At 42.7% G+C, this 15725-nt stretch carries 13 protein-coding genes and 1 tRNA gene; 12 read left to right on the forward strand and 2 right to left on the reverse strand.

Going from position 1 to position 15725, the window contains the following annotated elements:
- The 4 genes from rimM to B4J50_RS07190 all read left to right on the forward strand — a co-directional run bounded on the left by rimM (nucleotide 1) and on the right by B4J50_RS07190 (nucleotide 2320).
- Entirely contained in the window at nucleotides 1-537 is a 537-nt protein-coding gene (rimM, locus tag B4J50_RS07175; protein ID WP_034326868.1) for a ribosome maturation factor RimM, read from the forward strand.
- Complete coding sequence (trmD, locus tag B4J50_RS07180; protein WP_024822656.1) at nucleotides 537-1793, forward strand: tRNA (guanosine(37)-N1)-methyltransferase TrmD; 1257 nt, start codon at nucleotides 537-539, stop codon at nucleotides 1791-1793. Before rimM ends, trmD begins: the two co-directional genes overlap by 1 nt.
- A 32-nt stretch (nucleotides 1794-1825) precedes the next feature.
- Entirely contained in the window at nucleotides 1826-2173 is a 348-nt protein-coding gene (gene rplS, locus B4J50_RS07185) for a 50S ribosomal protein L19 (protein WP_024822655.1), read from the forward strand.
- Nucleotides 2174-2233: 60 nt separating this feature from the next.
- Nucleotides 2234-2320: transfer RNA gene (locus B4J50_RS07190), tRNA-Leu, on the forward strand.
- Nucleotides 2321-2406: 86 nt separating this feature from the next.
- Here B4J50_RS07190 and B4J50_RS07195 read toward each other — a convergent pair.
- Nucleotides 2407-3183 carry a hypothetical protein gene (locus tag B4J50_RS07195; protein ID WP_286845940.1) on the reverse strand — a complete coding sequence of 259 codons (777 nt, stop codon included), beginning with the start codon at nucleotides 3181-3183 and terminating at the stop codon, nucleotides 2407-2409.
- Between the two features lie 17 nt (nucleotides 3184-3200).
- Complete coding sequence (gene apgM, locus B4J50_RS07200) at nucleotides 3201-4502, reverse strand: alkaline phosphatase family protein (protein ID WP_286845938.1); 1302 nt, start codon at nucleotides 4500-4502, stop codon at nucleotides 3201-3203.
- 53 nt (nucleotides 4503-4555) lie between these two features.
- Between apgM and B4J50_RS07205 the strand changes: the two genes are divergently transcribed.
- The 8 genes from B4J50_RS07205 to B4J50_RS07240 all read left to right on the forward strand — a co-directional run bounded on the left by B4J50_RS07205 (nucleotide 4556) and on the right by B4J50_RS07240 (nucleotide 15715).
- Nucleotides 4556-5353: a Mut7-C RNAse domain-containing protein gene (locus tag B4J50_RS07205; RefSeq protein ID WP_286845936.1), complete on the forward strand. Its 798-nt coding sequence runs from the start codon at nucleotides 4556-4558 to the stop codon at nucleotides 5351-5353.
- A 41-nt stretch (nucleotides 5354-5394) separates the two neighbouring features.
- Nucleotides 5395-7500: a tetratricopeptide repeat protein gene (locus tag B4J50_RS07210; RefSeq protein WP_286845935.1), complete on the forward strand. Its 2106-nt coding sequence runs from the start codon at nucleotides 5395-5397 to the stop codon at nucleotides 7498-7500.
- A gap of 118 nt (nucleotides 7501-7618) precedes the next feature.
- On the forward strand, nucleotides 7619-8713 hold the full coding sequence (locus B4J50_RS07215) for a RelA/SpoT domain-containing protein (RefSeq protein WP_024822650.1): 1095 nt from the start codon (nucleotides 7619-7621) through the stop codon (nucleotides 8711-8713).
- A 240-nt stretch (nucleotides 8714-8953) separates the two neighbouring features.
- Nucleotides 8954-11002 carry an acetate--CoA ligase family protein gene (locus B4J50_RS07220; RefSeq protein ID WP_024822649.1) on the forward strand — a complete coding sequence of 683 codons (2049 nt, stop codon included), beginning with the start codon at nucleotides 8954-8956 and terminating at the stop codon, nucleotides 11000-11002.
- Nucleotides 11003-11006: 4 nt separating this feature from the next.
- The gene (gene plsY / locus B4J50_RS07225; protein ID WP_286845931.1) at nucleotides 11007-11639 is read left to right on the forward strand and encodes a glycerol-3-phosphate 1-O-acyltransferase PlsY; all 633 of its coding nucleotides are present in this window, start codon (nucleotides 11007-11009) and stop codon (nucleotides 11637-11639) included.
- A 68-nt stretch (nucleotides 11640-11707) separates the two neighbouring features.
- A complete protein-coding gene (locus tag B4J50_RS07230; RefSeq protein WP_024822647.1) occupies nucleotides 11708-12190 on the forward strand; it encodes a CtsR family transcriptional regulator in 483 nt (160 codons plus the stop codon).
- Nucleotides 12191-12252: 62 nt separating this feature from the next.
- Entirely contained in the window at nucleotides 12253-14736 is a 2484-nt protein-coding gene (locus B4J50_RS07235) for an ATP-dependent Clp protease ATP-binding subunit (protein WP_286845929.1), read from the forward strand.
- A 130-nt stretch (nucleotides 14737-14866) separates the two neighbouring features.
- Nucleotides 14867-15715 (forward strand): SDH family Clp fold serine proteinase, encoded by an 849-nt coding sequence (locus tag B4J50_RS07240; RefSeq protein WP_024822645.1) that lies wholly within the window; start codon nucleotides 14867-14869, stop codon nucleotides 15713-15715.
- The last annotated feature ends 10 nt before the right edge of the window (nucleotides 15716-15725 follow it).

Consider the following 15725-nt stretch of genomic DNA (forward strand, 5'->3'; position numbering starts at 1 on the left):
ATGAGCGTGAGTAACCGAGACCTGATAGCTATTGGTAAAATCGTTGGGGCGCATGGAGTGGCTGGTGGAATTAAAATTTTTCCTCTTACTGATTTCCCCGAGCGTTTCCGATTGATGGCAGAGCTTGTGGTCTACGGAGAAGATTTGACGCAAATAACCGTTCTTACTGTTCGAGAGCTGAAAGTTATAGCAGGAAAAAGCATTGTAGTAGCTTTAACCGAGGAACTGAAAGATCGCGAAAGTGCTGAAGCCTTGAAAGGCAACTTGATCATGATCCCTCCAGAGGAGCGGATAGCTTTGGAGGAGGGAGAGTATTGGGTGGACGATCTTATAGGTATTCGGGTCTATGAAAAGAGAAGTAGCCGTTACCTTGGAAAAGTTCATTCCGTGCTTGCTACTGGCCCTGTCGATGTTTATGTAATCCTTGATGAGGACGGGAAAGAACACTATATTCCGGCAGTTTCAGAATTCATTAAAAATGTGGACATTGACAATCAGGTTATGGAAATAGAGTTAATAGAAGGATTGTGGGAATAATGCATGTTACTATCATTACGGCCTTCCCAGAATTTTTTCAAGATTTCTTATCTACAAGCATTATTGGAAGAGCTATTGAATCTGGAGTAATTCAGGTAGATGTAGTTAATCTCCGAGAGTATGGATTGGGCAATTATCGGCAAATTGACGATTATTCCTTTGGAAGCGGCGGAATGGTCTTAATGCCAGGGCCTCTTGTAAAAGCTTTGGATAAAGCTAAAGAGCGAAGCCAGAATTCGTGGGTTGTATATCCGAGCCCTCAAGGGGCAATGTTAACTCAAGAAATGGTAGAGTCTCTCGCTTCTCGGGAAGATATTGTTATTATTTGCGGCCATTATGAGGGGATAGACGAACGTTTTGTAGAAAAGTATGTAGATCTTGAAGTTTCTCTGGGGGATTTCGTTCTGACTGGAGGAGAAATTCCTACTATGGCCATTATAGATTCTATGGCCCGTCTCGTCCCAGGGGTTGTAGGTCGGGACAAAGCAGTGGAAGAAGACTCTTTTTTTAGAGGGATGTTGGATTTTCCACACTACACTCGTCCGTCGGAATGGAAAGGGGTAAAAGTTCCACCAGTGCTTCTATCAGGTAACGAAAAAGAAATAACCAAATGGCGGGATCTCCAGGCAGTACAAAGGACATTGCGACGACGCCCGGATCTTTTAAGTAGAGCCAATATTACGTCGTACCTTCAAAAGGGAGTTTATCTGGCATTAGTTCATCATCCAGTTCTCAATAGGGCAGGGGAAGTGACTACAGCTGCTATTACAGGGCTAGATCTCTCTGATATAGGCCGTTCTTGCAAAACCTATGGCGTTCGAAAATTTTTGGTTGTGACGCCATTAAAAAGCCAGCGAGAATTGGCAAAGACTATGGCAGACCATTGGATGGAAGGTTATGGTGCTCTCTTTAATCCTAGCCGAGCAGAAGCCTTTAAAGAGATGAAAACAGTCGCTACTTTAGAGAAGGCTATTGAGTGGATCGTAAGCAAAGAACGTGAAAAACCCACTATTATTGGAACAACAGCCAGAACATTTCCTGGATCGGTGCACTGGTTGGAAGTGAAAAGGTCTATTCTGGAAGAACAAAAACCGGTTCTTTTCCTTTTTGGAACAGCTTCTGGTCTTCCGGATGAAGTATTAGATCAATGTTCAGAAGTTTTACAGCCTCTCTCTGGAGGTTATGAAGATTATAACCACCTCTCAGTCCGAACGGCCGTCGGGGTTATTCTCGATAGGTTCTTCGGTTGGAGATAAAGACATTTTATTGTGAGTAAGGAGGGTTAGCTATGGATGCCATTAAACTGGTTGAAAAAAAATATATGAAAAGCGAAACACCAGAGTTCCGTCCTGGAGATACTGTACGAGTCCACGTTAAAGTTACAGAAGGAGCTCGAGAGCGTATTCAGGTTTTTGAAGGGGTTGTTATTGCCCGTAAACATGGTGGGGTCAACGAGACTTTTACCGTAAGAAAAATTTCTAATGGGGTCGGGGTGGAAAGAATTTTCCCCTTACATTGTCCTACCGTTGACAAGATTGAAGTCAAACGTCTTGGTAAGGTTCGTAGGGCGAAGCTATATTACCTGAGAGATTTAAGTGGAAAGGCTGCCCGTATTAAGGAGAGAAGGGAATTTTAAGCTTTTTTCTCCCTCTGTATTGACTTAATGGGCAAGGCCCATTATAATAACCGTCGTTCTGCGGGGGTGGCGGAACGGGTAGACGCGCAAGGCTAAGGACCTTGTGGCCGCGAGGCTGTGGGAGTTCGAGTCTCCCCCTCCGCACCATTTTAGAAAAGAGATAGGGAATACCTTAAGGTATTCCCTATTTTTTTATTCTTTTAGAATCGTATATGATTCAGTTACGCTTATTTTTAATCATTCAAAATTTCTTCAAGCCATTTTTGGACTGTTGGTATGGCAAATTCGGTTAGATAGCGATGGATAGCTTTTTCAGAGTAAGAAACGTTTCCATCCTCATCTACGTAGTTCCCGCTTAAAACACAGTCCAGTTGTCTTTTTCCTCTTTCCCAAGGGATGCCTAAAAGCTTTTCTATCTCTCGATTCTGACTAATATGTTGTAAAGGCATTTCCAAAGGAAGAGCAAAGGTGTTATATAGTTCTCTATACCCTTCAAGCGCTATTCGAAGTTGGTTGATCTTAATAACGCCGTCATGTGATTCCCTTTCTCCTGTTATAACAGGAACTTTCCCCAAAGAGAGAGCCAGCGGAATTCGAAGGGCATGAAGATAAAGATGGCAACCTATACACGGTGAATAAAAACCATATCTGGACAGCGACAAGGCAGTAGTGGCTCCGCAAAGCATGGCCCATAAACGAGGGGCCCCCATAAGCACTGGAGGATACATTGAAATGTAAGTGGTAAGAAGACGGCCTTGGAGATATTTGATATTATCAAAAAGACAGTGCCAGTCGCCGAACTCGGTTCCAGTATAGGCGATGGTAGGAAGTATTCCATCAATGTCATGAGATTCCATATATTTAAATAGAGCAGCAAAACTATCCCGCCCAGCTATTTCCAAGATTACAAGATTTTTATTTTTGTTCATGCGTTCAAGAGATTCAGGAGAGATCATCCAAGAAGGGAATTTACTGACTAGATCTGGTTTTTCCATCAGAATTTTTTTCATCCGTTCGTCCATGACACTCACCCTTTCAATGGGATATATGGGCCTGGATAATAGGGCTGATCTACGGGGGAGTCCATAAGTCCTCCCAGTTTCCCGCGATCGAGAAGGTTTAGGATCATATACATAAGTTCGTGTTGGCGTAAAATCCCCAAACCTCCAAGAGCACAGCTTATTTCATCGAATGTATCTACACTATCTCGTCGCGTATATTTCCCTTTCATCACGATGGGAACTGTTTCTCCAGAGTGAATCATGTTTCCTATGCTAGCAGTGGAATGGTCAGAAGTGACGACTAAAAGAACGTCTTCGTCGGGGATAAAGACGTCCCTTGCAAATTTAAAAGCGTGATCGAGGGCTTCTATGACTCTTATTTTCAAATCTGGTTTTCTTTCATGGGCGGCTTCATCTGTAGCTTTAGTGTGGACATAAATAAAATCGTAACCTTTTGCTTCATAAGCTAAACGGAGGCGCTTTTCCAAATCTTTTCCAGGGTCTTCTGTATCTTGCACGTGTAAAACATCCATGCCTAGTGTGGAACAAAGGCCATAATAAATTGCTCCGGAAGCAATGCAGAGAGCCTTAAGTCCCCATTTTTGAGAAAAAGGAGTGAGAGGTTGATGTTGTCCCGCCCGTTGAAGGCCTATGAAGTTGATAGGAGGGGTATGCTCCTTTTCCCTTGCCTTATTTATGGGGTGATTTGAAAGAATATTGTAAGACCAGAGAAGGTATTTATTAAGTATTTCTGCAGTATAATTGGCTGCAGCGGGGTTTTTTGCGTCTTGGCGAGGTAGGACTTTCATGATAGGGCGATTTTCGTAAATAGGATTGGAATCGGTAATCTCCGCAGATAATCCAGGGCCTCTCATAATAGATAGTCCAGCGATCCCTTTAGTGGGAATAAATTCTATTTCCACGCCCTTTTCGTAGTAGAAGCGTATCGCTTTATGGAGGGGGGCCAGGGTTTCTTTGTCAATATTCATTTTTTCTACCTTCAGAATGAACATCTCTTTTTCCTTTTTCACAGAGAAGGTTCGAGAAAGAAGGGCTACATCCCCGGAATGGACTGGAAAACCTTCAGCACGCATTTCTATATACCCTCGACCTGGAAATTGAGCGAGGTCATAACCAAACATGACGAAATGGGCCATTTCGCTGGGCATAGCTTGCCCCTGAAGACAACTATGATATAAGCCACATACCCCTGCTGCCGCAATCTGATCGAGATTCGGAGTCCGGGCAACTTGAAGGGGCGTGTGACCTCCTAAAGCAGGAATGCCTTTATCGCCAAGTCCATCAAGTATCACTAATATGCATCTCATAAAATAATTATAATATACAAATATTTTTATGACACGAGAAAGAGGGTGAAGAGGTGGAGATCCGGATAACATTTTATGGGAATCTTGATTTCTTCCTTCATCCTACCCTTAAAGAACCACCACAAATGATGCATGTCATTAGACGATCCACATCGGTGAAAGATGGCATAGAAGCATGTGGAGTTCCCCACACAGAAGTAGGAACTATTTATGTAAATGGAGTTTTATCAGACTTTGACCGAATAATAATAGGAGGAGATTTCGTAGATGTTTTTCCTATAACTCCCCCCATGGATGTGACAAAAAAGTCGTTCTTGCGCCCTGACGCTCTCGAAATGCCACGTTTTGTTGCGGATGTCAATGTGGGGAAGCTGGCTTCTTTGCTCCGGCTTATGGGGCTTGATACTGCTTATGAACAGGAGTGGAAAGACAGTCAGATAGCGGAGTTAGCGCTGCGAGAAGATCGTATTGTCTTAACGAGAGATCGTTTGTTGCTGAAACGTAAAACTGTTGTTTTTGGGCACCTGGTACGTACCGAATCTCCTTGGCAACAATTGCAGGAGGTTATTGATTTCTATTCTCTTTTTCAGTGGCTCCAGCCTTTTTCCAGATGTACATATTGTAATAAAATATTGCGCATGGTATCTAAAGAAGCCATACTTGATCAGTTGGAACCTCTAACTCGAATGTTTTATCATGAATTTACTCAGTGCCCTTCTTGTGGGCGAGTATTCTGGCCTGGTTCTCATCGAGAGCGTATCAAAAATAGAGTCATGAATATCCTGAAGAAAAGAGGTAAGTTGGGATTGCAGGATAATATCAATATTGGTACACTTTTTAATGATATGTAAAGTGGAGATTTGTTGAAGATTAGTAGAAAGGGGCACTTGGGGTGAAAAAAAGCTTGGAAGATTGGCTTCGCGAAGAAACGATGGAAGTGTCGCATTCCAATAAGAACCTGGGGCTCCTTGTCGCCTCTATAAACAGAAGTCACGAAAAAAACGAGGTTTCTGCGAGAGAGCTGAGAAGTTTGGGGCTTCCTGTGGTGGCTTTGGCTTCTGATGCAGAAGAAGAGGAAATGGAAGCTGAGGTTGTAGAGGAAGAACTCTCTTTGGAGTTAAAAGAGGGGAAAGAGTTCTCTGAGAGTTTTTTAGAAGGACAGGGTCTTCCTGAAGCGTGGGATTTATTGGCTACTTCTGGCTTGTCTGAGGAGTTAGAATATGCTGAAAATTTAGAGGAGCATATTGAGCCTGAGGAATTGATAGATCAGATATATGGGGAAAAATCTGAAGTAAACAATGTCCTTAGTGAAGAACTTCAGTTAGACGAGCAAGGCGAGGAAAAGAATTTTAGTGAGCCTTTAGAGATAGTAGAAGAATCTGTGAAGCAGCCTGTTGAGAAAAAACGTGGCGAAGCTTTTGTTTTTCGGCATAGAACAATAATTGGAGCGGCTTTAGGCGCTACTGCTGTTGGAGCTTATTTTTATTATACACATACGACTCCCGAGGTTTTGTTGGACCGCGGAAATCGCTACTTTAACGACGGACAGTATGAGCGAGCTCTTAATTATTACAACTGGGCGTTAAAGAAAGAGCCTTATTTTATAGAGGCTCTTTTGGCGTTAGGCAGAGTTTTGGAGAACGCGGGAGACAAGGGGGAAGCTATAGATGCGTATTTTCGTGTTCTACAACAAGATCCTGAAAATAGTATAGCTTATCTTAGGTTGGGAGACCTCTTTTTCTCACTTAACTCGAAAGAGAAGGCATTACAATCGTATAACGAGGTTTTACGAAGAGATCGCATTAATCTGCAGGCTCTGCTAGGGGCGGCTCATTGCTTTTTTGATAAAGAGGACTTCAAGAATGCCCTCCCTTTATACCAAGAGGCCTTACAATTACAACCAGAGAATGAGGAAATACTGAAGAAGATTACATCTATTCAACAGTTTTTTTTGAAAGAAGAAGCGATGGAAGAAGAGAAGTTACGTACTGCTCTTATAGAAGAAAGAAAAGGACTAGCCAAACGGGCTTTGCTATTTCAACATTACAGAGAGGCAGAACAGTATTATCGAGAAATTTTGGAATTGAGTCCTGACGATGATGATGCTCTTCGAGGGCGTGCTTTTTGTTTTGAGAGTATGGAAGACTATGGAAAAGCTCTTGAATTTTATGAAGTGTTACTTGAAAAGCATCCTGATGAAGAGGCTCTTTCTCAATCTATAGAAAAACTGAAAAGATCAATGCAGGAAAAAGAAAAAAGAAGAGAACATGAAGTAACAAAGATGAAAGAGGGAGAAATCGATCTCCTTCCATCAAAGCCATCCCTCCCTGAAAGAGGGAAAAGAGTGCCAGTTTATTCTGGGAAGTCAGACCTTAAGAAATTTTTTGCTCCTCAATCTGTAGCTCTTTCAGTAGAAGCAGAAAAGAAGAGGAATAGTCGTGACGTACTTATAGAACGTATGAAAGAGCTTTGTCAGCAGAAGCAAAATCAGGAGCTTTTAAGAACTGGCTGGGAATATCTTTTTACTCTGGAAAAAGCTTCTCAGCCGGAGGGAGTTTCTCTGGTGGTTCCATTGTCTTTCCCGAAGTCTAAAACTTTTCTTCCAGTGCGTTACTCGTATGAAGCGATATCCCTTGGTGGAGATGTTATGATTCAAAACCAGGTAAAGAGGTTGGACTCACTACGTCAAGCTATAGAAATAAATCCAGGAGACAGACAGGTGTACTTGATGATGTGTCAGGCATGGGATGCTTTGCAGAATGAGCAGGTAGAAAATAGCGGAAAATCCAAAAATATAGTTGTGAGTAACGAAGCTTTTTATTCTTCGCTTTTAGCTCATGCGGCTTTTCAGGCAGATAGACCCAAAGAGGCTTGGGAAGCTATAGAGAGAGCTCGAAAGTTGGCACCTGATAACCTTTTTATAGCTCGTTTTAGATTGGTTCTTGCGAATTCCCTCAATATGGGGGATAAAATGAGTAATCCTTTTCAAGAAGGTTGATTTAATATATACTACAGACGGCTTTGCGGCCTCTGTCTCAACAAAATAGCTATGGGGGCCACGTATTTCAGTGGTGCAGATGGGATAAGATCTATCATTAATAGGCGGTGATTAATGAATGGAAGGTCGGAAGGCTGAAGAATGGGGAAGGGTTTATTTAGAAAAGCTTTCCCTCTATGAAGAGTTTACAATGCGTGTTAAAAATCTTGTTCAAGACTTGATTAGACAAGACGATATGGCGGTTTATGGGGTTCAAGGGTGGGCGAAGAATCCTGATGACTTTATGTCAGAATTAATGGGAAGAGGAGAAGATGTTATTTCTTCTCTTGACGCATTTCCTGATCTCTCTCAGATTCGTGTGTTGCTCCATTTCCCAGAAGATGTTCGCAAGGTCGAAAAAATTCTTCAACAAGAGTTCCTTGTGGATTTAGCTCATTCTGTTACCACTTCTAGCTTGGTAGATGATCCGGAGAGATTTGGTTATCCGGCAATTTCTTATGTAGTCTCTCTTTCTTCTGAACGTTCACGACTTCGTGAGTGGAGTCAATATCGGGATTTGAAATGCACGGTGCAAGTCAGAACAGTGATTCAAGAGGCCTGGGCTAGTATAGCTCCCAAAGTCAGCCATACCGCCACTGACTCGCTTACTCAGAAAAAACTGAAAAGAAAGTTACTTCGTCTCAGCGCTCTTTTGGAGGAGGCGGATGAGGGATTTTTAGATTTATGGGAATCAACAAAAGAATCAGCAGTACCTGTAGCGCCTGTTCGGACAGAACCTTTTTCAGCTTCAGAACTGGAAAGTCGTCCGTTGACTCGTCAGGCCTTAGCTGATTATTTTAAAGAACATCTTGAAATCCCAGAAGAGTGGGCTGCTAATGCAGTAAAGGCAGGGTTCCCGGCCTATTACCCCACAGAAGAGTATTTAGCTGAGAGCTTCACGTATCTTCATAATATTTTACAAGCAGCAGAAATTAATACTATAGAAGATCTGGAGGACTTTCTTGAAGAGGTAAGGAAAGATGGGTATGGCATAGAGCAGCTCGAAACAGTGGGGAAAGCTTTTGAGAAGGAAAATGCGGATTGGAGAGTTGATGGTTTTTCTGCCCTGTTCCTGTTGGTCTTGAACTTAAAATGGGATATTCTGCAGGGTAAGGATCTTGTTGCTTCAGGCATTAAAAAGGGTTCTGATCGAATTAAAGGTTTGGGGAATTAGATCCCTTATTTTCAAGAGAATGAAGGAGAGGGAGAGCGAAGAGCTCTCCCTCTTGCTTTTGTTCCGAGTGAGGATTTGGATGTGTAAAAACAGGCCAAGCTCAACGAACTTGGGTATGTAGTTTAGTAAGATATCTATAGTATGATAAAACGTATCTCTTCTCTCCAAGTAAATGTACAATAACATCAAATATTATCGGGAATACGGATATTATGCCTATATATAAGGGGGCTCTTCTCCATGGTTTCTGAAGTAAATTTTGAAAAGTTATTTAATCCATGTTCCATAGCTTTTATTGGTGAAGGAACGGCTTGGAGCGGAGCTTGTCGTCGTGCATGGGAAAGATTGCGAACTTTTAATGGGACTCTTTTTGAAGTAAAAAACGAAAGAGATCTTCCGTCAGGTGTAGATTTGGCTGTACTGGATGTACCTCCTTTACGTTCTTCCCATTGGTTTCATCTTTGTGCTGATAGAAATGTTCCTTTTGTTCTCCAGCTTGCATCTGAACAGAGCGGAGAATGGAGATTACCAAGAAAAGAAATTTTTACAGTCAAGCAGCCTAAAGCGCTTTTTCGTGTGTTGGGGCCAGATTCCATGGGATTTATAAATCAGAGAGATCACATTGTCATTTCTCCCTTTCAGGGCTATTTAGAACAGGGAGAAAATCTACGAGTAGCTCTCGTTTCTCAAAGTGGAGATCTGGGATTTTCTATAGCTTCTGCAGCTTGTCAAGCGGGCACAGGCTTTAAGTATGTGGTGACAACTGGAGGCACTTCAGATGTCAATGTTGTTGAAATAGGAGAATGGATATTAAGAGATCCAAACATTAAACTTCTTCTTTTTTGCCTTGAAGGGCTACAAGATGGAATTGCCTTTTTGAGGTTGGCCCGAGAGGCTAATAGGCGCAAGGTTCGAGTAGGGGTTTTAAAAGCAGGGCGAAACGTCTCTTCTCGCCAGGCGATCCCTAGCCACGTAGCAGCTCTTCCCGGGAATGCTGCTATTTGGGATGCAGCTTTTAAGCAGTTTGGCATTTTTTCTATACGAGATACTGATGAGATAATAAATTTTGCTGCTATGTATAACTCTTTTGATTCGCCTCCTGGCAGAAAAACTGCCATAGTCTCTTCCTCTCGCGGTGCCGGTATTGCTCTCTCTGATTGTTGTTTTGAAGAAGGTCTTAAGGTACCAGCTGTGCCGGAAGACTTGCAGCGAGAATTAAGAAAGAAGTTGCCTCCTAGTGTTTATGTGAATAACCCTATCGATATAGCGTCTTTAGGGGCTAATGGAACGGAAGAAATTTCTTATTTACTTCGGCGGTTGATGGATTCTCCCAATCTAGATATGATCGCTGCTGTTTTAACAGAAAGTTATGGGCAGGAAACGAAGAATATTTTGAGAGCTCTTTTAGGAGTGGCCAGATTGCAGAAACACCCTGTAGTCTGTTGCGCCATGGGAGGGCTTGAAGAAGAGTCCCGAGAAATGTTGAGGGAAGAAAAAATCCCCTTTTTCCTCAGCACTCGGCGATGTGCCAAGGCATTATCAGCTCTCAGTGCTCCTTTTATGCAATTTGATGCGCATATGCCTGTTAGCTGTGAGGATTGCTCTGTTATTAAGGGAGAAGAGGCGTTGCTTTCCTTGCCAGAAAAAATGACGGAGTATGATGCTAAACGTCTTCTAGCCTTTCATGGAGTAGACGTAACGCGGGAATATTTATGTCAATCTCTTGATGAAGCTTTGGAAGCGGCAGAGATTATAGGCTATCCAGTGGCCTTGAAAGTCATGTCACCTAATATAGTTCATAAGAGCGAGGCCAGAATTATTGCATTGAATCTTGAAGGGGAAGAGGAGTTGCGTAATGCCTATGGTAGGACGTTAGAGAAAGCGCGTCTTGCCAACCCTGAAGCGGAAATTCGGGGAGTTCTTGTTCAAGAGATGTTGCAGGAAGGGATAGAGTGTGTTGTTACTATAAAATTAGATACCCTGTTTGGGCCCGTTCTTTCAGTGGGGCTTGGCGGTGTTTATGCAAGTGCCGTGAGAGATTACGTTCTCCGTATCGCCCCAGTAGACGAGGTAAATGCAATGGCTATGATACGAGAGTTAAAAGGGTACTCTCTTTTGCGGGGAGCGTGGGGACGAACGAGCTATGATGTAGGAGCTTTGGCCCAGATGCTTACTAAGTTGTCTCGTATAGCTTGCACTGAAAGTCAACTTATACAATTGGAAATCAACCCTGTTTTTGTAAATAAAAAGGGTGCAGTAGTGGTGGATGCTTTCGTGTTGAGGAGGTAGAGAGATGTCTTACTGGCTTTGGATATTCGCTGCATATCTCACTGGCTCCTTCCCTACAGGTTATGTATGCGCTAAAGTCTTTCGAGGCGTAGACATCCGAACATTTGGTTCGGGGAATATTGGTGCAACTAATGTAGGTCGTTTGATGGGAAGACCTTGGGCAATAGGAGTTACTATTGTAGATATGCTAAAAGGGGGAATAATACTTATCATAGCGAGAAAGGCTGGTATTGAGAGTCCTGTGGTTTTGGCTTCTATCGCTTTCGCTAGCATTTGCGGTCATAATTTCCCTCTATGGCTGAATTTTAAAGGAGGAAAAGGTGTAGCGACAACATATGGAGTTGTCTTTTTTATGGTTCCGCCTTGGAGCTCTGTCGCAGCCCTTATAGCAGGGGGAATTTGGTATATAGTGATGCGCTGGTCCAAGTACGTATCAGTAGCTTCTATTTTATCTCTTTTTACCCTCCCTCTTCTTTTTTTGCTTTTTCACCTTCACGTGTCCAACGTTTTAGCCGTTTCCTTCATGGCTATTCTTGCGCTAGTTCGTCACCGGAATAACATTGCGAGGATACGCAGAGGAGAGGAAGGCCGGGTTGGTGAAATATCTCCGTCAAAAAAAGACGATGCCTCTTTGTAATCTTGACTAATACTGACCATATATCTACAATAAGAAGCATAGAAGAATTTGAGTAGGAGGTTTGTGTAATGCCCAGCCTGACTGAGATAATAGAAGATTATATAATGAGGCTTTTAGAGGAAGAAGAGGAAGAATCAGCTGTTTCTTTACGTCGGAAAGATTTAGCAGAAATTTTTGGATGTGTTCCCAGTCAGATCAACTATGTTTTACGAAGTCGTTTTACTCCGGAGAGAGGATATCTCGTCGAAAGTCAACGAGGTGGCCATGGATATATTCGGATAGTGAGAATTTGTTATGACATGCCTGAAGAGAAAGTAAACCATATAAAAGAAATTATTGGTGATTCTATTACAGAGCAAGATGCAAAACGATTTCTTTCAGCTCTTCAAGAGAGAGAGTTAATCTCTTCTCGAGAGCGACTTCTTATAGAGGTTGCTTTGCGTTTTGTCGATGAAGTGGCAAGTTCAGATTTCGATCTTTCACCGTATAAACGTAATGTATTACAGGCAGAGCTCTTAAAACGCCTGCTTCGTAGCTTAGCTCTTGCGTAGCTGCAATCTAAAGAGAGTGGAAGATTGAAAGTATTTTAGGGAAAAAGGAAGGAAAGAGGGCCATGTGGCAATTTTTTACGGAACGAGGGAAAAAAGTAGTGCAGCTGGCTCATCGTGAAGCTCTTCGTTTAGGTCACGATGTAATTGGCACAGAGCATATTCTTCTTGGTCTCCTAGTAGAAGGCGAAGGAGTAGCAGCTCAAATTCTCTCTTCCCTTGGTGTTAACTTCCAAGAAGTACGTCGGCAAATAGAGGAGATGGTAGGGAAGGGGCAACCGATATTAAAGCCTATAGATCTACCTCTTAGCCCTCGGGCAAAACGAGTTCTTGACCTTGCTATTAAGGAAGCCAGAAATATGGGTGTCAACTATGTAGGAACAGAACATGTTTTGCTTGGTTTGTTGGCAGAAGGGGAAGGAGTAGCAGCTCAAGTTCTTTTTTCAATGGGAATAGATTTAACTGTGGTACAGAGAGAGATGAGTCATTATATCTCTAACAGCGAAGCTGAGGGAATGGTGCAGTCAGATGTTCTTGGTGATAACCAACGAGGCGGGCAGACCAAGACGCCAACTCTCGATCAGCTTGGTATTGATCTTACAGAAAAAGGGAGAAAAGGAGAACTGGACCCTGTAATTGGAAGGGACAAAGAAATTCAGCGAGTTATTCAGATTCTTGCTAGAAGGACGAAAAATAATCCGGTTCTTATAGGAGACCCGGGTGTAGGCAAGACTGCGATTGTTGAAGGATTAGCACAGAAGATACAAGATGGTGATATTGCCGAAATTCTTCGAGGGAAGAAGGTTGTTCAGCTTAATATTGGTAATCTTGTTGCTGGAACGAAATACCGAGGAGAATTCGAGGAGCGCATGCGAAAGCTCATTAAAGAGTTGAGAGAAGCGGGAGATGTAATTATCTTCATAGATGAAATCCACTCTATTGTTGGCGCTGGCGGAGCAGAGGGAGCCGTAGATGCTGCGAATATACTTAAGCCGAGTCTGGCCCGGGGTGAATTTCAGGTTATTGGAGCTACAACTCTTGATGAATATCGAAAACATATAGAAAAAGATGCGGCTCTGGAGCGGCGTTTTCAGCCTGTTTCGGTAGAGGAACCAACAGTAGAAGACTCTATACGGATTCTAGAAGGGCTTCGTGATCGATATGAGTCTCATCACCGAGTTAAAATTGCTGACGAAGCCCTTGTCGCAGCTGCTCGCCTTTCTGCTCGGTATATTACGGAAAGGTTCCTTCCAGATAAAGCGATAGATCTTATAGATGAAGCGGCAGCTCGTGCCCGTTTAAAAATTATGGAACCGCCAGTAGACATTAAAGAAGTAGAACGTTGTTTAGAAGAGGCTCGAAAAGAGAAAGAAGCGGCAGTTACGTCACAGGAATTCGAGAAAGCTGCAAATCTTCGAGATGCTGAGCGGCAACTCTCTGAGGAATTAGAACAGAAAAAGAGAGAATGGCAATCTAGACGTCATCAGGAGCAACCTTTAGTTACAGATGCGGATATAGCCATCATAGTAAGTGAATGGACAAGTATCCCTGTGACACAGCTCACGGAAGAAGAGTCACAACGGCTCCTTCGTATGGAAGAAGAGATACATCACCGTTTAATTGGGCAAGAAGAAGCTGTTAGTGCTGTGGCCCGTGCTATTCGTCGGGCGAGGAGTGGTATGAAAGATCCGAAGCGACCAATAGGGAGTTTTTTGTTCCTCGGTCCTACAGGGGTAGGAAAAACAGAGCTGGCACGATGTTTGGCCCAGTTTCTTTTTGGTAGCGAAGAAGCCATGATTCGTCTCGATATGAGTGAGTTTATGGAACGACATGAGGTAGCGAAATTGATAGGCGCTCCTCCCGGCTATGTTGGGTATGAAGAGGGAGGTAAACTCACCGAAGCTATTCGCCGCCGCCCTTATTCTGTCGTTTTATTCGATGAAATAGAGAAGGCTCACCAGGATGTTTTTAATATTTTGTTGCAAATCTTGGAAGATGGGCGGCTTTCTGACGGTCAAGGACATACCGTAGATTTTCGCAATGCCGTAATTATTATGACAAGTAATGTTGGAGCTAAAGATGCAGCTAGAGGAACGTCTCTCGGTTTTTCCATCACTGGCGAAACAGATGGCTTTTTCAACTGGAAAAAGACGCGAGGAGATATCTTGGACTCAGCAAATAAGATGTTCAGACCGGAATTTATCAACCGAATTGATGAGATGGTCGTGTTCAGGCCTTTGAATAAAAAGGAGATGCTCTCTATTGTCGATATTATGTTGCAGGATGTAAGGGCACGCTTGCTTCTCCAGGGTATAGATATTTTAGTGAGCGAAAGAGTAAAACTTCTTATCCTTGAGAAAGGATATAATCCGAAATTTGGAGCCCGGCCTTTGCGTCGTACTATCCAACAATTAATAGAAGATAAACTGGCAGATTTGCTTCTGGAGGGCAAAATGACTCGTGGAAGTCGTATCTCCATTGATGCGGAGAAAGGGGAGACGACTTTTAAAAAGATGTCGAATAGGAAGCATAAAAAAGCGGCAGTATAATGCTGCCGCTTTTTTTATAAAATATGCACTCATAAATAAAATATTTATGATTTTTTAAGCTGACAGGTAGAGTTGTCCCTTGTACAATAAAAAGACATCGTTCTCCCATTGGGGAAGGAGGAGATGCCTTATGAATACTTCCAATTTCTGGCTTTTATTTTTTCTGTTCTTTTTTATTTATCCTCAGTTAAAACAACAACTTTTACAATGGCGAAGGATAGCAGCACTTCGCTCTTGTGAGAAACGTCGGAAAACGAGAATTATCACTTTAATTCATCGCCAGGAAAGCATGGGATTTTTAGGGATGTTTTCCCGTAATTTCCTGAATATAGAGGATTCTGAAGAGGTTTTGAGAGCTATCCGCCTTACATCTGAAGGGACTCCTATTGACCTTATTATTCATACACCAGGCGGACTTCTCCTTGCTGCAGAACAAATAGCATATGCCCTAAAGAAGCATCCGGCGAAAGTTACAGTAGTAGTACCACATTATGCTATGTCCGGAGGAACTCTGATAGCTTTGGCTGCAGACGAAATATTAATGGACAAGCACGCGGTACTTGGACCGGTAGATCCACAAATAGGGCAATATCCAGCAGCATCTATCTTGAAAGCCGTAGAAGAAAAACCAGTAGCAGAAATAGATGACTCTACACTTATCTTAGCGGATGTAAGTCGTAAAGCGGTGAAACAGACGCGATCTTTTGTCGTTCATTTGTTAGATGACAAGATGGAAAAAGAAAAAGCTGAGGAGCTGGCTAAAATTTTGACTGAGGGGCGCTGGACTCATGATTATCCTATCACAGCGGAAGAAGCTCAATCTTTAGGGTTGCCTGTCAATACAGACCTTTCTTCTCAGATTTGCAATATTATGAAATTATACCCACAATCTGGGATGGGACGTCCTTCTGTTCACTACGTTCCAATTCCTTATCCATCTGCCCCAGATGGAAATCACACGACGAACATAAGGCGCTGAAGGAGGCGTG

This window comes from Aminobacterium sp. UBA4908 (genome assembly GCF_002398115.1).
GTDB lineage: Bacteria > Synergistota > Synergistia > Synergistales > Aminobacteriaceae > Aminobacterium > Aminobacterium mobile.